At 65.8% G+C, this 1204-nt stretch carries 1 protein-coding gene and 1 pseudogene; both read left to right on the top strand.

The features are described 5' to 3' along the window. Positions 1-335: 335 nt before the first annotated feature. Complete coding sequence (locus tag QM615_RS22270) at positions 336-680, top strand: NADH-quinone oxidoreductase subunit A (protein WP_007626392.1); 345 nt, start codon at positions 336-338, stop codon at positions 678-680. Next, positions 671-1204, top strand: a pseudogene (locus QM615_RS22265) (hypothetical protein); the annotation flags it as partial. The gene QM615_RS22270 and the pseudogene QM615_RS22265, both read left to right, overlap by 10 nt.

Raw genomic sequence — 1204 nt, 5'->3', positions numbered from 1 at the left:
TCCCATACGGCCACGGTCTCGCGGGTCACCGCTCAGCTATGGGAGACACGCCCTAGTCAAGGAATGTGGACAGTTCTTCGATGAGTAGCCAGCGACGCGCGGAGGTGTGCGCTTTCTTTCGACGACAACCCCGCCCCCAGTCGAGCCCAACCGGTTCCAGAGATTTCGCATCAGTCGGACCCACACGCGGGTGTTCCTGCTCTGCGGAGCCGGCCCCGGTCACGGCTGACCGCCGAGCTGGAACGAGATTATCGATCGCGGTAATCCGTTAAGGTGACTCCCATCGCTCAGCGACCGGCCTCGATGTTCGACCGCGAGAAAGGGGAGAGACCGTCATGTCCTCAGGGATCGTGTCCGTGGCTCTGGTGGCGCTGTCTGTCGTTGCTCTCTTCTATGCACTCCACCGCGTGGCCAGCATTACCTCCGACCCGTTGACAGTCCTGCCGGCCCAATCCGGGTGGGCACCGCAGGAGCACGCCCTGTCGCGGTTCCACGCACGCTGGTACCTCGCCTCGATCGTGTTTCTGGCCTTCGACGTCGAGATGCTCTTTATGTACCCGTGGGCCGTGGTGGTGATCGAGAAGGGGCTCTCTGCGGTGGTGGAGATGTTCCTGTTCCTTGGTGCCCTGCTAGTCGCCGTGGCCTGGGCACGGCGAGAAGGCGCATTCCGATGGGCTTGAGCCCGTTTCTCGCCCGCCTCGCCGTCCAGGCCACCCGGGTGCTCGTCGTCGAGGCCCCGGGCCAGTGGGCGACTCGGATGGAGCTTGAGCAACAGCTACTCCGTCGCGGGTGGCGGATAGCCAGTAGTCCGGCTCAGGGGGACGTGCTCGTCGTGTGTGGTGCGCCGGGTCCTGAGCTGTCGGATCTGGCGAACCGCCTCTGGGAGCAGATGCCCGGCCCTCGGGTGCGCATCGGCATCGCCTCGCCCGGAGCGGTGGTTCCCGCCCTCGACAATGCCACTGCGCTCCTGCTCGACACTTCCCATCACCGGACCGACGCCCGCGAACGGGCGCAGGAGCCCTCGATGTCCGATCACGCGAACAATGCTGATGGCGAAGGGCACGAAGGGCACGTGGGCCACGAAGGACACGAGGAACACCAGGGCCACGGTGGACACTCGGACCACGAAGAGCACGCGGATCGCCAGGCGCACGAGGGCCACGAAGACCATGGCGGGCATGGTGGCCACGAGGGCCACGCAGAC

The organism is Rhodococcus sp. IEGM 1341, assembly GCF_030056895.1.
Lineage (GTDB): Bacteria > Actinomycetota > Actinomycetes > Mycobacteriales > Mycobacteriaceae > Rhodococcoides.
Note: the sequence above shows the minus strand (reverse complement) of the source record. Positions and strands in the feature narration are given on the sequence as shown.

Excerpts from the sequence above, each read along its gene's own strand:
- QM615_RS22270 (WP_007626392.1), top strand. The coding sequence starts at position 336 with ATGTCCTCAGGGATCGTGTCCGTGGCTCTGGTGGCGCTGTCTGTCGTT.